The organism is Bacteroidia bacterium, from assembly GCA_041391665.1.
Taxonomy (GTDB): domain Bacteria; phylum Bacteroidota; class Bacteroidia; order J057; family J057; genus JAGQVA01.
In genome coordinates this window covers 1,975,348-1,997,482 of record JAWKNO010000002.1, presented here as the reverse complement: position 1 = coordinate 1,997,482, position 22,135 = coordinate 1,975,348, and the positions used below count along the sequence as shown (strand labels likewise).

22 protein-coding genes are annotated in these 22,135 nt (G+C 46.1%); 13 read left to right on the top strand and 9 right to left on the bottom strand.

What is annotated here, in order from left to right:
* The first annotated feature begins 88 nt into the window (after positions 1-88).
* Both R3D00_19655 and R3D00_19650 read left to right on the top strand, forming a co-directional pair.
* Positions 89-601, top strand: coding sequence for an emopamil-binding family protein (locus tag R3D00_19655; protein ID MEZ4775410.1), 513 nt, complete (start codon positions 89-91; stop codon positions 599-601).
* A 19-nt stretch (positions 602-620) separates the two neighbouring features.
* Positions 621-1,022 (top strand): MaoC family dehydratase, encoded by a 402-nt coding sequence (locus tag R3D00_19650; GenBank protein ID MEZ4775409.1) that lies wholly within the window; start codon positions 621-623, stop codon positions 1,020-1,022.
* Positions 1,023-1,025: 3 nt separating this feature from the next.
* Here the strand turns inward: R3D00_19650 and R3D00_19645 are convergent, their stop codons facing one another.
* The 5 genes from R3D00_19645 to R3D00_19625 form a co-directional block, all read right to left on the bottom strand.
* The gene (locus tag R3D00_19645) at positions 1,026-1,745 is read right to left on the bottom strand and encodes a hypothetical protein (GenBank protein ID MEZ4775408.1); all 720 of its coding nucleotides are present in this window, start codon (positions 1,743-1,745) and stop codon (positions 1,026-1,028) included.
* A gap of 75 nt (positions 1,746-1,820) precedes the next feature.
* Complete coding sequence (locus R3D00_19640) at positions 1,821-3,065, bottom strand: alanine dehydrogenase (GenBank protein MEZ4775407.1); 1,245 nt, start codon at positions 3,063-3,065, stop codon at positions 1,821-1,823.
* Positions 3,066-3,069: 4 nt separating this feature from the next.
* A complete protein-coding gene (tsaE, locus tag R3D00_19635; protein ID MEZ4775406.1) occupies positions 3,070-3,492 on the bottom strand; it encodes a tRNA (adenosine(37)-N6)-threonylcarbamoyltransferase complex ATPase subunit type 1 TsaE in 423 nt (140 codons plus the stop codon).
* 82 nt (positions 3,493-3,574) lie between these two features.
* On the bottom strand, positions 3,575-5,146 hold the full coding sequence (locus tag R3D00_19630; protein ID MEZ4775405.1) for a bifunctional response regulator/alkaline phosphatase family protein: 1,572 nt from the start codon (positions 5,144-5,146) through the stop codon (positions 3,575-3,577).
* Positions 5,147-5,293: 147 nt separating this feature from the next.
* Positions 5,294-5,704, bottom strand: a complete 411-nt coding sequence (locus tag R3D00_19625) for a hypothetical protein (GenBank protein ID MEZ4775404.1) — start codon at positions 5,702-5,704, stop codon at positions 5,294-5,296.
* A gap of 84 nt (positions 5,705-5,788) precedes the next feature.
* On the opposite strand from R3D00_19625, the gene R3D00_19620 reads away from it, so the two are divergent.
* Complete coding sequence (locus R3D00_19620) at positions 5,789-6,154, top strand: endonuclease domain-containing protein (protein ID MEZ4775403.1); 366 nt, start codon at positions 5,789-5,791, stop codon at positions 6,152-6,154.
* A 76-nt stretch (positions 6,155-6,230) separates the two neighbouring features.
* On the opposite strand, the gene R3D00_19615 is transcribed toward R3D00_19620, so the two are convergent.
* Positions 6,231-7,577 (bottom strand): VWA domain-containing protein, encoded by a 1,347-nt coding sequence (locus R3D00_19615; GenBank protein ID MEZ4775402.1) that lies wholly within the window; start codon positions 7,575-7,577, stop codon positions 6,231-6,233.
* A gap of 77 nt (positions 7,578-7,654) precedes the next feature.
* On the opposite strand from R3D00_19615, the gene R3D00_19610 reads away from it, so the two are divergent.
* From R3D00_19610 to R3D00_19580, 7 genes are all read left to right on the top strand, one after another.
* On the top strand, positions 7,655-8,893 hold the full coding sequence (locus R3D00_19610; GenBank protein ID MEZ4775401.1) for an HD domain-containing protein: 1,239 nt from the start codon (positions 7,655-7,657) through the stop codon (positions 8,891-8,893).
* Positions 8,890-9,618 (top strand): sulfite exporter TauE/SafE family protein, encoded by a 729-nt coding sequence (locus R3D00_19605; protein ID MEZ4775400.1) that lies wholly within the window; start codon positions 8,890-8,892, stop codon positions 9,616-9,618. Before R3D00_19610 ends, R3D00_19605 begins: the two co-directional genes overlap by 4 nt.
* Before the next feature lie 38 nt (positions 9,619-9,656).
* The gene (locus R3D00_19600) at positions 9,657-10,640 is read left to right on the top strand and encodes a hypothetical protein (GenBank protein ID MEZ4775399.1); all 984 of its coding nucleotides are present in this window, start codon (positions 9,657-9,659) and stop codon (positions 10,638-10,640) included.
* A 120-nt stretch (positions 10,641-10,760) separates the two neighbouring features.
* Entirely contained in the window at positions 10,761-13,157 is a 2,397-nt protein-coding gene (locus tag R3D00_19595; protein ID MEZ4775398.1) for a sodium-translocating pyrophosphatase, read from the top strand.
* Between the two features lie 71 nt (positions 13,158-13,228).
* Positions 13,229-14,845 carry a S8 family serine peptidase gene (locus tag R3D00_19590; protein ID MEZ4775397.1) on the top strand — a complete coding sequence of 539 codons (1,617 nt, stop codon included), beginning with the start codon at positions 13,229-13,231 and terminating at the stop codon, positions 14,843-14,845.
* 18 nt (positions 14,846-14,863) lie between these two features.
* Positions 14,864-15,766: an L-serine ammonia-lyase, iron-sulfur-dependent, subunit alpha gene (gene sdaAA, locus R3D00_19585; protein ID MEZ4775396.1), complete on the top strand. Its 903-nt coding sequence runs from the start codon at positions 14,864-14,866 to the stop codon at positions 15,764-15,766.
* Positions 15,767-15,866: 100 nt separating this feature from the next.
* Entirely contained in the window at positions 15,867-16,685 is an 819-nt protein-coding gene (locus R3D00_19580) for a hypothetical protein (protein MEZ4775395.1), read from the top strand.
* 32 nt (positions 16,686-16,717) lie between these two features.
* On the opposite strand, the gene R3D00_19575 is transcribed toward R3D00_19580, so the two are convergent.
* The 3 genes from R3D00_19575 to R3D00_19565 are packed head-to-tail and all read right to left on the bottom strand — an operon-like array spanning position 16,718 to position 19,238.
* Positions 16,718-18,187, bottom strand: coding sequence for a polysaccharide biosynthesis C-terminal domain-containing protein (locus R3D00_19575; GenBank protein MEZ4775394.1), 1,470 nt, complete (start codon positions 18,185-18,187; stop codon positions 16,718-16,720).
* Between the two features lie 11 nt (positions 18,188-18,198).
* Positions 18,199-18,687 carry a hypothetical protein gene (locus R3D00_19570; protein ID MEZ4775393.1) on the bottom strand — a complete coding sequence of 163 codons (489 nt, stop codon included), beginning with the start codon at positions 18,685-18,687 and terminating at the stop codon, positions 18,199-18,201.
* Positions 18,688-18,689: 2 nt separating this feature from the next.
* Positions 18,690-19,238, bottom strand: a complete 549-nt coding sequence (locus tag R3D00_19565; GenBank protein MEZ4775392.1) for a hypothetical protein — start codon at positions 19,236-19,238, stop codon at positions 18,690-18,692.
* 167 nt (positions 19,239-19,405) lie between these two features.
* Between R3D00_19565 and rpmG the strand changes: the two genes are divergently transcribed.
* From rpmG to R3D00_19550, 3 genes are all read left to right on the top strand, one after another.
* A complete protein-coding gene (gene rpmG, locus R3D00_19560) occupies positions 19,406-19,594 on the top strand; it encodes a 50S ribosomal protein L33 (protein MEZ4775391.1) in 189 nt (62 codons plus the stop codon).
* A 10-nt stretch (positions 19,595-19,604) separates the two neighbouring features.
* A complete protein-coding gene (locus tag R3D00_19555) occupies positions 19,605-19,769 on the top strand; it encodes a DUF4295 domain-containing protein (GenBank protein ID MEZ4775390.1) in 165 nt (54 codons plus the stop codon).
* Positions 19,770-19,859: 90 nt separating this feature from the next.
* The gene (locus R3D00_19550; protein ID MEZ4775389.1) at positions 19,860-22,124 is read left to right on the top strand and encodes a choice-of-anchor Q domain-containing protein; all 2,265 of its coding nucleotides are present in this window, start codon (positions 19,860-19,862) and stop codon (positions 22,122-22,124) included.
* The last annotated feature ends 11 nt before the right edge of the window (positions 22,125-22,135 follow it).

The window sequence follows — 22,135 nt, the reverse complement described above, 5'->3', positions numbered from 1 at the left end:
GGTTGTCCGGAATTTCGAAAAAAAACTGAATCTTTGAAACGACGCAGCAAAAGTGCCTGCTCAGAGTATTATTTTATAAATAATCCATATGCTACCCAAACCCCTGAGTGAACGAAAATACGATTGGTTTTTTGTCATTGCATTTAGCCTGTTTATCGTTACGTCGATTGTCACAGATTCTGTAAACGGATTAAACGGCCAATTGGATCCCAATAGTGGATATGCCGTTGAGCGGTTTATTTACCACAATTACGCTAAGTACGCTGACCCGCTGCTGATTGCAAATCCCCCACAAGTGCGTGTTTCTGCGTGGATTTCAGCGTTTATCTGGTTGCCCTTGTATGTATATTTTGTATTGGGCTTTGTCAGGGGTTGGGAAAATATCCGGGTTCCCGGGCTTATTTATGGTGGCGCGCTGACCCACGGTATGATCACTTACATGGCTGAGGGAATGTTTGGACAGGTGGCCCGTGAAGGCTGGCAACAATTGCCGGAATGTGTGGAGCCTGACCTTGTGCGGTATTTTTTTACCAATATTGCCTATTTAATTGTTCCGGCACTGATGATGGTTCGGATGTGGAAACCCAAACCATTTTCCTGAATGCCTTAATTAAATCAAAATGAAAACAGGAGATACCTACGAAGTCGAATTTTCCTTTTCCCAGGAAGATGTAGTTGCCTTTGCGGCTGTTTCGGGAGATTACAACCCTATTCATCTGGATGCAGAATACGCAGCCCAGACACCTTTTAAGAGGCCGATTATCCACGGATTTTTAGGCGGGAGTGTGATTTCAAGAGTGATGGGCACCGAGTTTCCGGGAGAGGGCACCATTTACCTTAGCCAAACCATGACATTTCGCAGGCCGATGTTTGCCGGAGAGACCTATAAGGCAGTTTTTACAGTTATGGAAGTCGATGAGAGGCGTCATCGGGCGAAAATCGAGACTACTATTATCTCTGTAGAAGACAAAAAGCCTACCCTGACAGGGGAGGCTTTTGTGATGAATTCGTTAAAAATCTAAGGATTAATTATTGTCCTCCTTAATGGCGGGCGTTTCTTCCTTGATTCCCTGAGAACCGCTGATAACTTTGGTCATTTCTTCCTGGAAGCCAGCTAGTTTCATTTTTTCCTGCTCAATGGTTTCCAGTTGGTTTCGGCGGTCTATTTTATTGTTTTCGATTTCCTGAAGTGTTTCAGCCAGCTTATTTTCGAGTTTGACGCTATCGCTGACCATTTTTTCATGGTCTTTAATAGCTTTGTCGATGACTTTGGTTTGCTCTTCAATGGCGAGTTCAAATTCGTAGATGGTAACTTCTGTTTGCAGCCCTTTCAGGATTTCAGAAGCACCGCGCATGGTTTCCGGGTCAGACTCGGAGGTGATAAAATTATTATTTCCTGAAGAAAGGAAAAGATTCACCCGGGTATGGTTATTGTCTGTTTTTGTGGCTGCCTCCACTTTGTAAAACATATCGAGCGTATTGGATGACATTCGTGCATAGCTGGCACCTTCAATCATTTTTACCCCTTTGGAGTTTTTGGGTTTACTGCCTGTTGCGGCTTCAAATTTTTTGTCGAGGACAGCTTCCACGTTTTTGGGTTGGCCGACGACTACTACAGAAAGCGCATTATAAGACTCGTTTTTGATAAAGTTGCGGGAGCCTTCGACAATTTCCTGAGCCGAAGCTGTGAAGAAGCCGGCGATTGAGAGCATACCTGCGAGAAGTAGAGTTTTTGTTATTTTCATGACGAATAAATTTATTGGCTATATACTAATAGACAAAAGAAATCAGAAAAAGTCACCGGGAATCTGTAATAAAAATCACATCGAGACAATGAGCAGGTCTATATCCCGGTAGTTCATACTCATTCCAAAGATTCTGGCGATATTCTTTTTGGTAAGATGACGCCGGTATATGTAAATGCCCTGTTTCAGGCCTTCGTTATATCTGACGAGGTTGTCTATTCCTCCACTGTCGCCAATGCTTACCAGGAGTGGGCCAAGGATATTGCTGATTGCGATAGAGGCCGTTCTTGCTACCCTTGATGCGATATTGGGTACACAGTAGTGAATGACGTCGTGTTTAATAAAAGTAGGTTGGTCGTGGGTCGTAAGCCGGCTGGTTTCAATACAGCCGCCCTGGTCAATGGCGACATCAATTATAACAGAGCCAGCCCGCATTTGTCTTACCATATCTTCGGTAACAACCATCGGTGTGCGTTGGCCTTCTCTGTAAGCTGCGCCGATCACGACATCTGCGGCTACTACTGCATCGTAGATATAGTTTCCCTGCGCTACCGAGGTATATACATTGATCCCCAATTCTTTTTCTATCCGCCGGAGTTTGTAAATTTCTTCATCTATGATCCTTACTCTGGCGCCCATTCCCATTGCGGTTTGAGCCGCATTAAAGCCTACATTTCCCGCTCCGATGATCGTTACTTCTGCAGGGGGGATACCGGTAATTCCTCCCAACAGAATACCCTGTCCGTCGTTGTTGCCCGTGAGCAATTCGGAGGCAATATGAATGGAGGACACACCGGCGATTTCGCTCATCATTTGAACCAGCGGCAGAGAGTTGTCTCCCCCCCGGTAAAATTCAAATCCGATAGCGGTAATATTTTTGCGAATAAGTTGATTCAGATAGTCGGGGGTAAGACTTCCCAGGTTAACGGCAGAAATTAAAGTCTGGTTTTCCCGCAGCAATGCCAGCTCTTCTCCGGAAAGCGGAGATATTTTCAAGATAAAGTCTGCCTGTTTGAAAACGTCTTCCCGTTTATAGCAGATGATAACACCCACTTCAGAATAGTCTTTGTCTGTAAATCTGGCTCCCTCACCGGCCTTGTGTTCAATATATACTTCATGGCCATTGGCGACGAGAACAGCAGCAGAGGAAGGCGTAAGTGCTACCCTGTTTTCCTGAAAAAATCCCTCTTTGGGAATACCGATTTTAAGATTTCTTCGCGATTTGTCGGCCCTTGCAGGCATTTCCTGCGGCACGGCCCATGAACCGGGATAAATTCCCGAAAACAAACCACTGTCTATTGCAAAAGAGATTTTCCCCATTCAGTCAGCAAATTAAGCGAATTACTCTACAGTCATTTTCAGCAATATGTATATGAATCCGGGCGGTTTCGGTGGGGAGCAAGGTCGGGATTTTTTCAGGCCACTCGATAAAAATATAAGCACCAGAATCCAAATACTCTTCTATACCAATATCATAAGCTTCGGTTTCGGAACGAATACGATAAAAGTCAAAATGATACACAGAGGTAGTAAGGCTGGCATATTCATTCACCAGGGTGAACGTCGGACTGGTTACAGGTTCATCCACACCCAAAACCTCACAAAAGCTTTTGATAAGGGTTGTTTTTCCCGCTCCCAAGTCACCGTAAAGTGCAAAAATTTTCAGAGGATTACAAACAGCTAAAACGCTTTTTGCAATCTCCGGATTCTCAGACTCCGTGTGACTCCGAAATATATGTTCCTGCATACGGGGGTTGTTTGGGTTTGCCGGTTTTGCTGAAAGGGCTCAAAGATAATCACCGACTGGCAAATTATCCAATAGTAAATTTTTACCGGTTTTTCGGAACAAGATCTACTATTGGAATAATCATCTCCTCCAAACTTATGCCGCCATGCTGAAAAGTATCTTTATAATAGTTGACGTAATAATTGTAATTGTTGGGATAGGCAAAAAAGTGGTCCTCCATAGCAAAAACGTAGGTGGAGCTTACATTTGTTTTGGGCAGAAACGCATCTTCAGGTTTTCTGACTGTAAAGAGATGTTTGGCCCCTTCGTCATAGTTGAGGTTTTTCCCCTGTTTGTACCGGAGGTTGGTCGTAGTGTTTCTGTCGCCTATGATTCGCGTAGGACGTTTTACCCGAATGGTTCCGTGGTCCGTGGTCAAAACGATTCTTACATTTCGCTGGCTGAGTGTCTGAAGTACACGTAGCAGGGGCGAAAATTCCAGCCAGGATCGGGAAATAGACCGGTAGGCTGCTTCATTGGGGGCCAGTTCCCGGATAATGTTCATCTCTGTACGGGAATGGGAAAGCAGATCTATAAAGTTATAGACAATGACATTGAGGTCATTGTTCATCAGATTGAGTATGTTGTCGGCGAGATTTTTTCCGTCTTCGTTGGTGATGATTTTGTGGTAGCTGTGTTTGATGTTCAGCTTTTTGCGTTTGATCTGTTCGGCCAGCAGATCTGCTTCAAAATTGTTTTTGCCACCTTCCTCTTCGTCATTCAACCAGAATTTGGGATATCGGTATGCAATTTCAGAAGGCATCATCCCGGCAAAAATGGCGTTACGCGCATATTGGGTTGCAGTGGGAAGAATGCCATAGTAGGCCCGCTCATTTTCAATATAATACAATTCAGAAATAATTGTCTCAAATGCTTTCCATTGGTCATAACGAAGGCAGTCTACCAGAATAAAGAATACACTTTCATATCCTTTATCGAGAAGCGGGAAAGTCGTTTCAGGAAGAATATCAGGAGAAAGAATCGGTTTTTCTGCTGGATTGGAAGTATGTAACCAATCGATATAATTGCGACTGACAAATCTCCCAAAGTTGTTGTTCGCCTCTCCGAGCTGCGTAGTCAGCACTTCCTCCATGCTTTTGTCCGTATTTTCTCCCATTTTGGTTTCCCAAAACATAAGTTTACGGTAGATATCCACCCAGTCTTTGAAGTCATTGTCTTCAAAAAATTGCATCGCTATATTCCGGAAATCCTGCTGATAGCCAGAGTTTACTTTTTCGGTTACGAGCCGCTTATTTTCGAGGATTTTTTTACAGGCAAGCAGGATTTGCGTGGGCTTGACGGGTTTGATCAGATAGTCGCTGATCTGCGAGCCAAGCGCATCTTCCATGATATGCTCTTCTTCAGACTTGGTGATCATAATCACCGGCGTATTCGGTTTTATCTGTTGAATTTCAGACAAAACGGTCAACCCGTCCATCCCGGGCATTTGTTCGTCCAGAAAAACGATATCATAACTATCCTGTTTGATCATTTCCAATGCATCAATGCCATTGCTGACACTTTCCACATCAAAATTTTTCTCCCGCAAAAACAGTATATGAGCTTTCAGAAGGTCTATTTCATCATCTACCCAAAGAATTTTCGGATTTGGCATAAGCAATACTTAGTTAAAATCAATCTGCGGATTTCCCGCAAGGTTACGAATTTAATAAAGGTAAAGATTTTTCAGACGATCTGTTGGGGTTTGGTGAAATGATTCTCGGTAAACAGGTAAGAAAATCCTGCTTTCAGTTATACGGGCTTACGGTTCGACGGTTGTGGGCGATTGGAACTCACCCCCGTTCCCTTCGGGAACAGCCCCCGCTCTTTGGAAGAGCGGGGGCCTACAAGTTGTGGTTTCCCCATACATCGCATCGAGTTTTCCCTGCTCTTTGGAAGAGCGGGGCGATTGGAACTCACCCCCGTTCCCTTCGGGAACAGCCCCCGCTTTTTGGAAGAGCGGGGGCCTACAAGTTGTGGTTTCCCCATACATCGCATCGAGTTTTCCCTGCTCTTTGGAAGAGCGAGGCGATTGGAACTCACCCCCGTTCCCTTCGGGAACAGCCCCTGCTTTTTGGAAGAGCGGGGGCCTACAAGTTGTGGTTTCCCCATACATCGCATCGCGTTTTCCCTGCTCTTTGGAAGAGCGGGGGCCCGGGTGGGAGTTCATCATGCCTGAAAATTATTTTTTTAAAAATGCTTCAAACGATTTCTGAAATTCGTAAAATCGTATCTCTCATTTTTTGCGACTACAACCATGAAATACGATGAAATTTTAGCTTTTGCCCGAGTATTACGAAAGCGGCAGACCGCTTCAGAAAAATTGTTTTGGGAAAAGGTTCGCAACCGACGGTTTTTAGGTAAAAAGTTCTACCGTCAATACATTATTGAACATGACGACAACCTGGGCGATAAAAAATTTTTTATCGCAGATTTTTATTGCCATGAACCTCGGTTAATTGTCGAGTTAGATGGTGAAATACACTTTTCTCAAAATGACTATGACTTGTATCGGGAAAAAATTCTTAAAAATCTTGGTTTTCAGCTAGTTCGCTTCGACAATGAAGTGGTTTTGAATAATTGGCACATTATTGATGCTGAACTTTCAAAGTTTTTTATTTAGAACTCACCCCCGGTCCCTTCGGGAACAGCCCCCGCTCTTTGGAAGAGCGGGGGCCAGGAGGTGAGTTCAATTTGCCCTATACCACTTGCTTCACCATATGTTTTTTTTCGGAAGTAAGCCCGCCGTTGGTAATCGTGCAGAAATAAACGCCAAAAGGTAATTCCGAGATGTCCATCTCATATCGGCGTTTTCGTCCGGGGAAGACGGCATCGATTACCGGCGTGCCGGCATCTGTGAAAATGGTCAGTTTTACCGGGCGGTTGCGAAGCGGAATATTCACGTCTAAACGGATGGTATTGTTTCTGCGATGAAATGTGATATTGGTAATCGCAGGAACAACCAGGTCGGAATATAAACGATTTCTGCGCCACATGATAAATCCTGCCACAATTCCCATGCAGACAACTATGGCGAAGATCATACCCCAAAGGTTTTTTCTGTTTTTAGGAGAGGTGAGAATCTCCGAATCTTTTGAAGGTAATTTGTCGATCCGATAAGTGGTTTTTGTGTTTTGAGGTGGGAGATCTGGCGAAATCGTGCTGATAACTTCGACCGTCCTTCTCAGTGGTTCAGTCCCATCAGGTACGGGCGTTATGTAAGTCAGTTCGCTTACATTTTGCAACTGTTGACTGATTTGCTGAAATGCCTGGGTCAATTCCTCCGCATTTTTGGCATAAATGAGGGAACCACCTGTTTTGGAAGCCAACGGCTGAAGGGCAGAATAATCTGCTTCTCCTGTTGCAATAATATAGACGGGGATGCGCAAAAGCCGGGCTGTCTGCAATACAGTCTTCGAAGGGGTGTCCGAGCCCTGGTCTTTTCCCGAGGTAAACAATACCATGATTCTTCGGCCGTTGTGGGGCAATAATGCCTCTAACCCTACCTGCATCGCATCGAAAATGCGCCTGCCACTATCGGGCTCAAGACTATTGAGAATCATGCTGAATACTTCTGTATTGTTGTTAAAGTCTGTATTGTCCACACCACTTGCAAAACTTACCAGCAAAAAAGAGTCGCGTTCCGCTTCCATCGAAGCTAAAAAGCCGGCAGACGCAGTTTTAGCTGTTTCCCAAAAAGCAAGCGAATCCTCTGATGATACCCCTCCTAAATAACCATGATCAAATATCAGCCCGATTTTAAGGGAATGATTGGCCCGACCTACAGTGAAAGAAAGTATTTGAGCCGCAACTTCCTCTTCCTTCACCCGGAAATTGTCCAGATGAAAATGTTCCCAATTGTTTTGCGTTTTGGTAAGGACAAGCGTAATCAGTGGGAAGTCGTCAGTGAGAACTGCCGTGATGGTTGGAAATAAAGCGGATTTTGGCGAATCCGTTTCCGGGGCTTCGCCGGATTTGTCCTGTGCCGGTACAAGTGCCGTAAACAGGAGGAACGTAACAAACAGCGACAGGATTCTTGCCATCATTCAGTAGAAATGCCACAACATCTTCAGACCAAAGTAAGGTTTATTTTTTAATTTGCCGATACTAAATCATCTATTCCTTGAAAAAGAGAATTATACGATCCAAAATTATCAATGATCCTGTACATGGGTTTATCGAAGTATCCCGTGGATCACTGCTCACCCTGATCGATACGCCTGCTTTTCAGCGGTTGCGTCGTATCAAACAATTGGGATTAAGTTCGCTGGTATATCCGGGTGCGGTACATACACGCTTCAATCATGCTCTGGGGGCGATGCATCTTATGCGTCAGGCCCTGGATGTCTTGCGGCGAAAAAAGGTGAAAATATCTAAAGAGGAATATAAGGCCGCCCTGATTGCCATTCTCCTCCACGACATCGGGCACGGCCCGTTTTCTCATGCATTAGAGCACGCGATTATCAGAGGGATGCATCACGAGGAAATGAGTCTGGCGCTGATGCATTATCTCAATGACCGTATGGGAGGGAAACTTACGCTGGCCATAGACATATTTACCGGCGATTATCCCCGCAAATTTTTGCATCAACTGGTTTCCAGCCAGCTGGATATGGACCGAATGGATTATTTGATCCGCGACAGCTTTTTTACGGGAGTCGCTGAGGGAATTGTAGGCATAGATCGAATTATCAAAATACTCAATGTCGCAGATGACGAACTGGTCTGCGAAGACAAAGGGATCTATTCAATCGAAAAATTTATCGTTGCAAGAAGGTTGATGTACTGGCAGGTCTATCTGCACAAGGCTGCGATGGCGGCAGAACATATGATGGTCAATATTCTTCATCGGGCGAGATTTTTGGTGGAGGCGGGGGAAAAAATATTTCTCGATGAAAATCTGAGTTTTTTTTTCCACAACCCCATTTCCTCCGAACAGCTTACCGATGAGGTGATCGAAAGATTTATCGCTCTGGATGACAATGATATTGAATATGCTATCAAAAAATGGCAATACGCTGCTGACCCGGTTCTTTCTGACCTTTGTAAGCGCCTGCTGAGTCGCAAACTGCTAAAAGTCAAATTTGCCGCTCAACCATTTGATCCGGCAGAGGTGATGGAAAAAAGACTTGCTTATAGCCAGATTTCCGGATTAACTACCGAAAATGCTGCCTACTATGTGTTCGATGGAAGCGTGATCAATCAGGCCTACCTGAAAGGAAATAAAGAACCTATTATGATTTTGGATCGTTCAGGAAAGGTATTGGATTTGCCCTCGGTTTCCGATACTCAGAATATTGTCGCACTTTCGCAGCCTGTAGTAAAAAGCTTTCTCTGTCTGCCGGAAGAACTTGTATTATGAGTGTACTTGACTGGGTATTATTTGCAATCAGCGCCATGATTTCTGGTATGTCCAAGGTTGGCGTCGCCGGAATCTATTATCTGACAATACCAATTATGGCTACCATTTTTGGCGGAAAAGTTTCGACCGGTGTGTTATTGCCTATTCTGAATGTAGCTGACTTTTTTGCTGTATGGTATTACAAGAGATCTGCCAACTGGAGTTATATTGTCCGTCTTGTGCCAGTGGCATTTGTTGGCGTGATCATTGGCACCTGGGTCGGCAATTCTATTTCAGAAGAGGGCTTTAAACTTGCCATGGGAATTGTCGTTCTCGTCGGTATTGGCGTTATGGTATTGATGGATATGCGCAAATCGACAACTGTGCCTGACTTCTGGTGGTTTTCACTTCTTACCGGACTGGTCTCAGGGTTTAGTACAATGGTGGGAAATGCAGCGGGTTCTGTGTTGGCCGTCTATCTGTTGTCTATGCGCCTCCCCAAAGATGTCTATATCGGCACTACTGCCTGGTTTTTCCTGATTATCAATCTTTCAAAAATCCCCTTTCATGTATTTGTCTGGAAAACGATTACCTGGGACTCTCTGTTATTGGACCTGCCAATGATTCCCGCAATTGGATTGGGCGCAGTAGTAGGGGTATGGATTGTCAGGCAAATTCCGGACAGATATTATCGCGGATTTGTACTGGTCGTAACCGCTGCATCCGCCATATTCTTACTCATTTAGATCTGAATGATTATTTTTGCACATAAAACCTACAAAACATGAATTCAAACATTTTTCAGAAACTTATTCTCGTTACAGGGCTGCTGGTGATGTTTGTGTGGGCTTGTAAACCTGAGCCTGTCGGCCCGCCACCCAGTAGAATATTTGACCTTGAAATCGCCGGAGATTCTGCTACTGTGTTTCCGGCACTGGGAGAAACTGTTATTGCCGAGGTCAATGTACAGGTGCCTTTTGAAAAAACGGTCATTCTGAAGGTGTATCGTCAGGTTGATTCGACCATGGAGGAATTGTATGATGACTCACCAGTAGCCGAAGCCAGCAATTTTCAGTACAATTTAGTCTATAAGACCGGGACTCCGACACCCGCTGGAAATGGTCTGGCAACGCATGTGGAAACCGCGGGTTCAGCAATTTGGTTTCGTTTTGTTGCAACAGATGAAAAAGGTTTGGTGGCAGAGCGGAAATTTCATATCGCAGTCAGAGGGGGGAAGATTAAAGATTTGGGGGAAATAGTACTTTATATGCTCAATGACAATAATAATGCTGACACGCTGAATATGCTTAATGCCACTACTGGCGAGCGAATCAGCCCTAAAGCGGCATTAAAAGATATTGCCAACCTCGGAGTCCAGATTGATTTTGGCTATTTGTATACACCCATAGACGAAGTAGCCGCGTTGGCTTCGATCAGCACCTATCCGCCCAATTTTCTCTTCGATCCGCTGGTACCAGGCAATATTACCCGCTTTCGTAAAACCAATCTGAGCATTCTGGATTTTGTCAGGTTAACGGAAACGGACGAAGACATCCTGTTGGATGCCTATATAGCCGGAGAAATACCTAAAATCTCCGCATTTAAACCACCAGAATCTATCTATAAAGGATTAAAGGCCGGTGATATCCTCGCCTTTGCAACTGATGAGGCAAAGCCGGGAGGGCGAAAGATTGGTTTGATCCGGATCGCTGACATCCTTCCCGGACTTGGCGGAAACATCACATTCGAGATCAAAGTGCAGGAATAGCGCGGTTGACATACTCAAAATGAGCGCATTAACTCAAATGAATCTTTTGAAGTTTCGCAAACCTTCCTAACTTTGCGGCTTGTTGAATTTCTGGAACGTTTAAATATATTAGTGGACTTCATGAACTACTTGATTTATTTACTACCACTCGCTGGCGTAATTGGCTTGCTTTACACTTACCTTCGCTCTTCATGGGTGGCTAAGCAAGATGTCGGTGATGCGAAAATGGCAAAGATTGCCGCAGCCATTTCCGAAGGAGCTATGGCATTTCTTCGTGCAGAGTATCGCGTATTAGCGGTATTTGTACTTGTTGTCGCACTTCTTCTTGCCCTTAAAGGAGCTTCGGAAACCGATTCTAATTATTGGGTTGCTGTTTCCTTTATTATTGGTGCCGTTTGTAGTGCGCTTGCTGGGTTTATTGGGATGCGCGTTGCCACGAAAGCGAATGTTCGCACAACACAGGCTGCAAGAACCTCTTTAGGTAAGGCGCTTGAAGTTGCGTTTGCCGGCGGCTCTGTAATGGGACTCGGTGTTGTAGGGCTGGGTGTCCTTGGATTGGGTGGTTTGCTTGTGCTTTATCGCTCAATGGCCTTCGGGGACGAAATGAGTGAATTGCCATTGGTGCTCAATGTCATATCAGGGTTTTCCCTGGGTGCTTCTTCCATTGCCTTGTTTGCACGCGTGGGTGGCGGTATCTATACGAAAGCCGCTGACGTAGGTGCTGACCTTGTCGGAAAAGTAGAAGCAGGTATTCCTGAAGACCATCCGCTAAACCCCGCTACCATTGCTGATAATGTGGGTGACAACGTCGGTGATGTCGCTGGTATGGGTGCTGACCTTTTTGAGTCTTATGTCGGCTCTATCATTGGTACAATGGTATTGGGTGGCGCTTTTGTCGGTTTAAGCGAATTTGCCAATGATGGTATGGGCGGAATGGGACCTATTTTGTTGCCACTTACCCTTGCCGCTGTGGGGATTTTAGTATCAATCTTTGGAACTTTCTTCGTAAAGGTAAAAGAGGGGGGTAGCCCGCACAGAGCCCTTAATATAGGAGAATTTGGATCTGCTATAGTGATGGTAATCCTTTCCTATTTCATTATCGTTCAAATGCTTCCCGAATCATGGACACTGGAAAGTGGAAAAACTATCACCTCTGTAGGGGTGTTTGTCGCCGTGATTGCCGGTCTGCTTGCCGGTCTGGGAGTAGGTAAAATTACAGAATATTATACGGGTACTGGTACAAAACCTGTAATCTCGATCGTAAGACAATCACTTACCGGTAGTGCTACCAATATTATCGCTGGTTTGGGTGTAGGTATGATGTCTACGGCCATTCCCATTTTGTTGATCGCCGCCGCAATTCTGATCTCTTATGCCTACGCAGACCTTTATGGTATTGCGATCGCAGCGGTAGGTATGCTTGCCAATACGGGTATCCAGCTGGCAGTTGATGCCTATGGTCCCATCTCCGACAACGCAGGTGGTATTGCCGAAATGGCCGAACTGCCCAAAGAAGTGCGGAAACGTACCGATAAACTGGATGCTGTAGGAAATACCACAGCTGCCATTGGTAAAGGTTTTGCCATCGCTTCGGCTGCTCTTACTGCGCTTGCCTTGTTTGCCGCTTTCATGCAACAGGCGGGCATCAAAGTAATTGACATTGCACAGCCCCGCGTAATGGCCGGACTTCTGGTCGGTGCCATGCTTCCTTTTGTGTTCTCTGCGCTTTCTATGAATGCCGTAGGTCGTGCCGCTATGTCGATGATCGAAGAGGTTCGCCGTCAATTCCTGTCAATTCCTGAACTGAAAGCGGCGCTGACAATCATGCGCAAGTATGACTCTGATATGTCCAAAGCGAATGAAGAGGATCTCGCTATTTTCCATGCAGCTGAAGGCAAAGCCGAATACGCAAAATGTGTGGAAATTTCTACCAAAGCCTCTATCCGCGAAATGATCCTCCCCGGCTTGCTCGCACTTGCAGCTCCGGTATCCGTAGGATTTATCGGAGGCCCTGAAATGCTCGGCGGATTGCTCGCCGGTGTTACCTCCAGTGGGGTTTTGATGGCGATTTTCCAGTCCAATGCCGGCGGTGCATGGGATAACGCCAAGAAAATGTTTGAAGAGGGGGTTGAGATCAACGGACAAAAATACTACAAGGGCTCTGACCCTCACAAAGCTGCCGTCGTTGGAGATACCGTAGGTGATCCTTTCAAAGATACTTCCGGCCCTTCGCTCAATATCCTCCTGAAACTGATGTCTGTCGTTGCGCTGGTAATTGCTCCGTCAATTGCTACGATTCACGGTACAGCCTCTATTGATAAAAAGGCTAACTACGAATTGAACGTTCCCGCTACTTCCAAAGAGCAGATCTATGAAGATTCGGTAGACCCTGTAAAAGAAACGAAAAACAAAGGTGCGCAAAATACTGAAAGTGTAAGTATCGAACCCACCCAGCTTCCCGATGTTTCGTTTTCTCTGTACAGTCTTCTTATGGTCGTTCCTGATTCAGAATGCTGAGCCCTTGTGCTGATACATTCTGATTCTTAACAATATTTTAGGGAGGCTTTGGTCTCCCTTTTTTTTATACTATGCGATTGATCCTGCTCATCTTGATCCCGGTATGTCTTTTTTCTCAACCAGTCTCTGCCCAGGAGAATGGCTGGATATTTTTGAAGGATAAAAATCTCAATGACATTCCCGTGCTTTCCCCTCATGCACTTTCCAACCGCATGAACCAGGGCATTGCGCCTGATTTTTATGATCTTCCAGTCAACAAGGTCTATGTCCAAACACTCAAAAACTCAGGAATTTCTATTCTCGCCACATCCCGATGGCTAAACGCCGTTTTCGCCACAATGACTCCGGATCAATGGATATGGGCGCAAAAACAGGCGTTTGTCCAATCTGTTCGCCCTGGTTCCACGCTTCATACCTATGTTTCTGATCTTTCTCCGGTTTTTCCTCCACAATCCAACCGCTACGCTCCTCAGCTCCAAATGCTCGGTCTTGAGCAGATGCATGGTAATGGATTCACCGGACAAGGGGTGATCATTGCGGTCTTCGACAACGGTTTTGCAAATGTGGATTCCCTGGAAGGATTTGCACATATTTTCAGAGAAAATCGCCTCCTTGCTACCCGCGATTTTGTGGATGGCGATGTAGATGTGTTTGAACCTTGCAGTCAGTGCCGGCATGGTACGCAGGTACTGTCGGTATTGGCTGCCAATATGCCGGGACAACTCATCGGCGCTGCACCAGATGCTTCTTATATCCTGATCCGGACGGAGAATAGTTATGAAGAAACCAAAGCTGAAGAAGCGCTTTTTATTACTGCCGCAGAATGGGCTGACAGTCTGGGTGCCCAGATATTTAATCTCAGCTATGGATATCGATATTTTGATCCGGGAGAAGGTGATTATTTGTTGGGTGATTTGGATGGAAATACCTCACTGATTACACGGGCAGCAGATATTGCAGCTTCAAGAGGTATTTTGGTGGTAACCAGTGCCGGTAATTATGGCAAAGATGGGATTCAGGCACCGGCAGATGGCGACTCTGTGCTGGCTATAGGTGGAGTAGATGAAAACCGGAACCTCTACGCATCGAGTAGCAGAGGCCCTACGGCTGATGGCAGAATCAAACCCGACCTCACCGCCATGGGTGAGGGGGTGCGTACCCTGATCTATTCGGGCGAATTGCGCAATAGCAACGGAACCTCCTTCGCTTCTCCCCTGGTCGCCGGACTGGCAGCAACAATCATTCAGGCTCAGCCTCAGACAAACTGGACACAACGCCGCGATGCGTTATTAAAATCTGCTGACAGGTATGCCGCACCTGACAACAATTTCGGATATGGGATCCCTTTTGGCCCGGAGGCTTTAAGACAGCTGGGTTTTACCAAAACCAAATCGGTGCCTTTTGCGGAAGATCCTTTTGGGCAAAATGATTTTTTTGTTTTCCCCAACCCTTCCAACCATTCTTTTACCCTGATTCAAAATCCTGAAAACATAGGGTTTGAGGCTGTAATCAGGGTGACGGATATTTCAGGACGGGTGGTTTTTCGGGATGAATGGACTTTTGGAAATATGCACTTACAGTACAATCTGACTCTGGAAAGTGGCCCTGGCATCTATTATATCCTCATACTGGAAAAAGAAAACAACACCCGGAAATTTGCCGGAAAATTGGTATTTTTACCTGACTGAACCCCCGAAATACAAATTATGGCAATCCTTTTTGACAGCTTTGAAGAATGGCGGATCAATTGCCACACCCAGGGCGGACTGATCTGGGAACCGGTACTTGCCTACGAGATCGAGCAACGCGGAAGGAGTGAGGCAGAAATCTGGGATAAACTTGCCCAGGCTTATGCCGTGATGAAAGACGCCGTGCATACCGGTCTTACTGAAGATATGCGTTCGCTGAGTGGAATGATCGACAATGGCGCCAGGAAAGTCATGAAGTGTGAAGTGAATGTGCTGGATGATAAATTCCGGCGCCTCGTCGCCTATACGCTGGCAGCCAAGGAGGTAAATTCCTGTATGGGGCGGATTGTTGCCGCACCGACGGCTGGAGCATCGGGCATCATGCCCGGTGTGCTCACTACGATCGAAGAACTTCACGAAATTCCCAAAAGAAAGCTCTACGAAAGTATGCTGGTTGCCGCAGGAATCGCACTCATCATCGAACGGCGGGCATCTATCTCCGGTGCAGTGGGCGGATGCCAGGCAGAGACGGGAACTGCGGCAGCCATGGGTGCCGGTGCGATTGTGTATGCATTGGGTGGAACCCTCGAACAGGTGTTCGAGGCGGTGGGTATTACCATCATGAATATGCTCGGCCTGATCTGCGATCCGGTGGCCGGATTGGTTGAGGTTCCCTGCGTAAAACGCAACGCCTCCGCCGGGGTGATTGCATTCGCTTCTGCACAGATTGCCCTGGCAGGAGATACCGCGGTCATTCCGGTAGATGAAATTATTGATGTAATGGGTGAGGTGGGTGCTTCGATGGACGACAAATACAAAGAAACCGCACTGGGAGGGCTGGCCGGTACACCCACAGCGCGGGAAATTGAGAAACGTGTATTGGTCCAAAATGCAGAAACCATGGAAGATGAGAACCCCTAGGCATTTCAGGCATGGACTTTGTGTAGAAAGCTTACCGCCTGATCTACCAATTTCCCTTTACATTTTAACAAAGACCATTCAACTCAGGAACAAACAACCTATGAGATTTTCCACATTGATTCTTGCCCTGCTGTTTTGCTTCAGCAGTAGTGTTTTTGCCAAAAAGATCATTTCAGATCTTGATTTTAATCGCGGAGATTGGGCTATGGTAGGCGTTCCCCTCCACAATTACAAACAACTCCCCATTCAGAAGGAGTTGAGTACTTTTGTCTCTAAGGATATGGACATGATGCGGGAAATACAGCGCACATGGGATTTTGAACAGACTTTTGAAGACAAATGCGATTTCCATTATTCGCTGAAATTTTACCGCAATGGTGAATTAGTCCGCACCTTAAATCTCAACCTCTATTGCGGATATATCACCTACGACGGTATGTCCTACGAGTTTAATCCCGTTGAATTTGAGCGTTTTCGCAACAACTCCAGCTCCATCGCCTGGTCCCGGATCAGTTTTGCCGATCTCGAATTGTTGAGAAAGGCCATTTATACGCTCGACAAAGCAGATGATGTGTACTGGTACGACGACGTCAAACAATATACCTATCCCGGTTTTATTGTCGTAAGCATTGACGGACTTTCATGGAATACAGATATGGATTCACTGTTTTATGTAGTAGAAAAAAAGGTAGTAGAAAGAGCCGGAACCAACCAGTTTTACCTTCAGAAATATTTTCACGTGATTCGGGGAGATGATATGTATGCCAAATACCTTATCAATTGTACGCCGGAAGTAGCCGCAAGGCTGGAGCAATACGCCGATTATCCGTGGCGATCTCATCTTCACAATCGCGATTCAGTGAGCATTCTGGCGATCGGGATTGACCGAAACAGGTACTGGAAGCTGATGAATGAATAAAGCCAGCTATTAAAATATATTAATAAGCCCGTTTACCCATGCCAGTAAACGGGCTTATATTTTTCTGTCACATATACGATTCCCAATGCAGAAAAACATACCACCGTTTTCAGGAAAAATGCAGGTAAATAGCCGTCTGTAGGGCCGATTTGCCGGTTGATCAGATAGGCAAAAATAAACAAAGCTGTAAAAAGGCTGATTCTTCCCATACGGTAAGGAATGGGGTAGTATTTCTGGCCAATCACGTACACCAAAACACACATCAGCGAAAAGCAGATCAAGGTTGCCCAGGCGCTGCCCATATAACCGTAAACCGGAATGGTCAGATAATTGATGATCAGCGTGATGGCTGCGCCAGTCCCCGTGAAAAATATTGCATATCGCACCTGCTTGGTAATTTTAAACCAGATAGACAGGTTCATATATGCGCCATTAAATACATAGGCCAGCAATAAAATCGGCACCACGCCCAACGCTTCCCAATAGTCTTTTCCGACAAAGGTAAAATGAAGCAAACCAAACAGGTTGAATGAAACAATCTCCTTGGCAAAAGAAGCCAGAATCAGAAAACCTGTGAGTGAGGCGAGTGCAAAATAATGAAACACCCGGGCGAATGTTTCTGGCGAATCTTTTTTTCCGGCTTCCTTGAAAAAAAACGGTTCTACCGCATACCGGAAAGCCTGGGTAGCCAACGCAATGAGCATAGCAACTTTATAATTGGCACCGTACAATCCATTGAGTTGCTCGCCTGTGCGGGCGACACCGTTGAAGAGCGTTCCATCCACCCATAGGGCGGGAATCAGAATACGGTCAGCGGTTTGGGTCATCATTCCGGCAAGCCCTGCGATCATGATATAATATCCATACTTTACCATTTCCTTCATCTGTTCTTTATCCGGGCGGAAAGTGGTCGGCAGGTTTTTCCAGAGCGACATGGCCAACTTTATGGAGGAAGTGATCAGATTGGCAATAAAAATAAACAGAATACCCTTTTCCAAGACCAGAATAAAGATCATATTGAGGGTAATCGAAAGTACTATGTTGGAAAGATTGATGGTGGCAAACCACGCTACTTTTTCTTCATAACGAAGCCGCGCCTGGGGCATCGCAGCAACCGTGTCGAGAAAAATAATGGCGAGCGTAAGGAGTACCAGCAGAGACTGGTCTTCATATCCGGCGAGCCCGGCAATTCCCCTGAAAAACACCCCGGTCAGCAAAAAGAAGCCAGCCGAAATAAAAAGTACCCAGAGAAAAGCCTGGTTGTACACAGATTTGTAGTCTTCATTTTCCTGCGCATAACGAAAAAATGTTGTCTCCATTCCAAAGATCAGCATGACATTGATCAGGGCAATCCAGGAGTACAAATAGGTGACAACACCGTATTGGGCGTCGGCAAAAATATTGGTGTAGAGTGGTGTGAGCGCAAGATTCAGTACCCTTCCCAGTACAGAACTAATTCCATAAATAGCCGTCTGACCAGCAAGTTTTTTGAGAACACCCATAGGTACAGCGATTACTCAATCAATTTTTCTTCTTTCATCATCAAATAAGCGGCTTGTGCAAGCTGTGTATCACCTTTGCGGATACTTGGCAGAAAGATTGTACGTCTGAGAGTAGCTCGTTTGGGGCGGAAAAATATAGTGAATGAAGCCCGGGAAACCCCCTGAACCGCCTCTTTATATTCGACAGCAGTGATATGTTCACGCTGGATATTTGAAGCAAAAGAGACTTTTCGACTAAACCAGATAGCAAAGAGATCTGCGAATGCAAAGGCCGCAAAAAAAGCTGCCAGGAAATAATTTTCGATTTTCACAGCGAGAAGAGCAGAAAGAACCAATGCAATCAAGAGCGCCAGATAGATAATCCAGCTTCGACGGAGGCCTCTTTTTTCGAGAAAATGAAGAATCTGGCCGGTGAAGTCATTTCTTTCGATCAGAATATGATCCTGAAACAGGTAGCAGTAGCCGTTTTTGAGCGGGAATGACCTTGCGCGGGATTGCATAACTATTTTTCCTTTACCAAAGCATTATAAGCCTGGATAAGTTCCTCCTGACGGAAAAGCTTGCGTTTGATGATATATTTTTCATTGCCCATTTCCCAGCCGAGGAGATCGTCGGGAAAATCTTCTCCCAGGCCATAGTCCCATTTTTTTTCTATATAGTAAACAGTAGGGTCTAGTTTTTCAAATTCGCCGCGATAGTCATGACCATCAATCTCAATCCACTCCTCCTCAAGCTTGCTTTCGCGGAGCATGGGGTCACCATAAAGATCTGTCCAGATCAGATAGTTGCTATTAGCCAGATTGAGCAGGCCGCCTTCTACTACCCGAAAATCCGTTTCTTCGGCTTCAGTTGCATCTTTTCGCTTGATTTTGAGAAGGTGACGGCCTTTTTCCAGACGGATTCGCTGATATTGTCCCGGAGCCATTGTGTACGAAATCGCATCAATCGTCACTTCTATCGGCTCTTTGCCGGCATTATCCATATCGATATTCCCCCGGTTACAACCCAGAGTCATACACACACCCACCAGAAGTAATACGCTAAATCTCATAATCCTTATAAAATACAAAAACTTCCCGGAGGTAAATTTAATGTATTATCCTAATTTCCCCATAGAAAATTAAATTCAAGCGAATTTAACGAGAAAATTTGAATTATTTTTCCCATTTCAGGAAATTTAACTACCTTTGCTTCCTGTTTCAGTAAAAGCATTTAGCGATGGCAAAGAAAAGTAAAGCGAACCGAATTCAGGTGATCCTAGAGTGTACAGAACAGAAAGAGTCTGGTCTCCCTGGAATGAGCCGTTATATTACGACCAAAAATCGTAAAAATACCACAGGAAGGATGGAACTGAAGAAGTACAACCCAATCCTGAAGAAATACACTGTTCATAAAGAAATCAAATAATTATTAAGTTATGGCTAAGAAAGTTGTCGCCGGTTACCGGGATAAAAGTAAAGTTAAGACTTTCACGAAAGTCATCCGGCCAGTAAAAAACGAAGAAACGGGCGCCTATACATTCAAGGAAGATGTAATTCCGAGTGATATGGTCCAGGAGTTCCTTAAAGACTCAAGAGAATAATTTCAGGCATTTTACCTGAGAAATCCGGCAACCCCTTGCCGGATTTTTTTGTTTTTACACATATTCGTCTCTCCTTTTCGTTATCCTTCCATGATTTACCAATCCCTCCTTACCACCGTCTTTCTATGCCTGCTGGCAATCACTGCGCCGGTAGATGCTGCCATATTGCCCGTTACCAATAACGCAGACGCAGGCCCTACCAGCCTTCGCGGCCGTATCGATCAGGCGCTGCCCGGTGATACGATTACTTTCTCCATCACCGGTACCATTGCACTCAATTCGACGCTTTACCTGACCCAAAATCTCACCATTGCGGGACCGGGTGCAGATTTGCTTTCTCTCAACGGTCAGGGACTTATCCGCCTTTTCTGGCTCACAGAAGGCGATACCGTACATATGAGCGGACTGACGCTCACCGGCGGCCATGCCATCAATGATACCAGCGCCCGAAAGGGTGGGGGAGCCATTATCAATCGCGGGTATCTGGTAATGACAGATTGTGTCCTCAGTGGAAACATCGCCAAAAACGGGGGAGCTATCGAAAATGACGGATTTGACAATGCCACAACCTTGCTGCTTACCGGTTGTACATTTTCCGATAACCAGGCCATTGCCGTTGCAGATACCTTTAATACGCCTTTTGCCGGAGGTGCCATCTATTCCAATGGCGCAGGTAACGGATATTCCCTGACAAGGGCCGTCAACTGTACCTTTTCCGGCAACTATGCAGATAAAACCGGCGGTGCCTTTTTTGCAGAAGGCGATATTTCCGGCGGCACTTCCCTTACTGCTACCAACTGTACCTTTGCCTTTAATGCGTCGAAAGGAACAGCCGGAATTATGGACGAACGGTTTTCCTCGATCATTCTCCGAAACTGTATTGTGGCTGAAAACCAGGGAATCTCAAGCGCACCTGATATCCAGGGAGCAATCCTTACAGAGGGAAATAACCTGATCGGAAAACCCGGGATCGCAACCTATACCCCTGATCCGACAGATATTATCAATACCTCCGCTATTCTGGCACCTTTGGCGCTCAACGGCGGCACCACGCCTACTCACGCCCTGGCTTGTGGCAGCCCTGCCATTGATGCGGGAAATCCCACTTTTGCCCCGGCAAATGATCAGCGAAATCAGGCCCGTATCGGTCTTCCCGACATAGGCGCATTTGAGCGTTATGCCGCCGTGGATGTCGTTGTGACGAATGTGCTTTCCCGGGGAAATGGCTCTCTCCGCCAGGCAATTTTTCTGGCCTGTGATGGCGATACCCTGGATATGCGCACGATCTCTGGCGTTGTTTCACTCGATGAAACCATTGAAGTCGGCAAGTCCCTGACTATTTTGGGAAATCCTTCCGCTCCGCTTGCGTTTTCGGGCAATGACAGCCTGCGAATCTTTGATATTTTTCCGGGAAAAAATGTGTCGATGAACTGGTTGACTTTCCGAAACGGCAACCCAACTCTCTATGGCGGGGGAGCAATCCGCAATAAAGGAAAATTAACTTTGTCAAACTGTACCCTGCGCCGCAACAAAGCGGTAAGCGGCGGGGCGATTGGCAACTATGGCGAAGGCGACAGTGCTGAGCTCACACTCATAAACTGCACCCTTTCAGGCAATGAGGCTACCGTGCTTGACGGAGGCGCGATTGACAACCGTGTCGTAACCCACCCCGCTACCATTTCGTTGCTGCATGTTACCCTTTCCAATAATACAGCCTTCAATAAGGGAGGAGGCCTTTACAACGATGCCGGGGGAGAAGTTTCCCTCCGCAATACACTCGTAGCAGGTAATCACTGCGAATCAGGCCCCGATATATTCGGCGCAGTGGCTTCTCTTGGTCATAACCTCCTGGGGAATGATAGCCAGGCGCAGCTTGTGGGTGGCACCGCCGACAAAATCAATATAGATCCGGTATTGATTTATCTGAGCGATTATGGAGGCCCTACGTTTACGCACAGGCTGGGGGACAACAGCCCGGCTATTGATGCTGGCGGCGCTGACAATATCCCTGCGACGGACCAGCGCGGAGAGAGCCGGGTTTTCAACGGTATCCCCGATATCGGTGCGTATGAATATGACCCCGCGACGCGGGTAGAATCTGTCAAAGACCTCCCGGTCGTAAGACTGTGGCCCAACCCCAACGGGGGTAGTTTTGCGATTGAAAGCGAATCGCTGACCGGAAAATCCGTCCGGATTGCCGTGTTTAACCTCGCCGGGCAAAAAATATACGGGCAGAATACAGCGTCTGCTCCTGCCCGTTGGGAAGTTCGTTTACCTTCTGTTCCTCCCGGAATCTATGTCTTGATGGTAGTATCCGCTGACCAGCAGACAAACATCCGTTTTGTGGTGGAGTAAGGCAGCGGTTA